Here is an 875-nt window from a genome sequence, read left to right as displayed (position 1 = left end):
TATCTCAACCGAGACCCGGTCCCTGTCGCCCGTGGCCGAAGCGTAGGCCTCCAGCTGCTTTTTTGCCTCCGCGTACCTGCCGTTCATCTTCAGGACTTCACCGTAGCGCAGTAAGTTTCCCGCATCGCTGCCTTCATGGGCCACAACACGCGCATACCAGTTCTCCGCTGACTCGTAGTCATTCATCCGGACGTAGCAAGCCGCAAGCCGCTCCAGATCGGAAAGACGCGGCTTGCGCGAATCCGCCAGCTTCGCATAAAGCGCCGCCGCATTGGCGTACTCAAACCTGCCGTACAGCTCCTCCGCACGCTCGCGGAGACCGACCTGCTCCTGGCCGTACACGGCGGGAACTGGCAGGGACATGGTGGAAAAAGCAGTAAGTAATAGCGCAACGCCGTAATGATGCAATTTCTCGATCAACATATTTTTCATCCGTATCGTATTTATGTTCTCTGCTTCCGGCCATCAGCCGTCAGCTTATCTTTTATTCAAAAAAATCACTCAATTCAGAAAAACCTCGGGCTCAGCAACCGCTGGTCCTNGCAGCTGCGGCGTCACGTACAGCTGCGTGATCGCCGATACCGAGTTGCGCCTGTTCAGCGCATTGCCCGTGAAACGCGCGTAGTCCTTCCGGAAAACTGTAACACCCGTGCGCCAGCCCCCGCCGATCCAGAAACGGTCCCCGAATACGAACATCGCATTCACATCCAGGCTGGTCGGACCCCGGAAATCCTCCTTCAGCAGCAGGCTCGGCCGAAGCCGCGTCCCTTCGCCAAGGTTGACCAGCGCACCGCCCATGAAGTAGATGTGCCGCCGGCGCCGGATGTTGTCCGTGGTCGTGTTGTCCCACCGGAAGATGTTGTTGCTCTGGTCGC

The 875-nt window shown here is 58.1% G+C and carries 1 protein-coding gene and 1 pseudogene; both read right to left on the bottom strand.

The window, feature by feature from the left end; translation table 11 throughout:
* Positions 1–432: pseudogene (locus ACFOET_RS00010) on the bottom strand (OmpA family protein); the annotation flags it as partial.
* A 69-nt stretch (positions 433–501) separates the two neighbouring features.
* Positions 502–798, bottom strand: a complete 297-nt coding sequence (locus tag ACFOET_RS00005; protein WP_456320321.1) for a type IX secretion system membrane protein PorP/SprF — start codon at positions 796–798, stop codon at positions 502–504.
* Between the last annotated feature and the right edge of the window lie 77 nt (positions 799–875).

Origin of the sequence: Parapedobacter deserti (assembly GCF_042646065.1) — a bacterium.
In the GTDB taxonomy this organism is placed as follows: Bacteria; Bacteroidota; Bacteroidia; order Sphingobacteriales; family Sphingobacteriaceae; genus Parapedobacter; species Parapedobacter deserti.
Note: the sequence above shows the minus strand (reverse complement) of the source record. Positions and strands in the feature narration are given on the sequence as shown.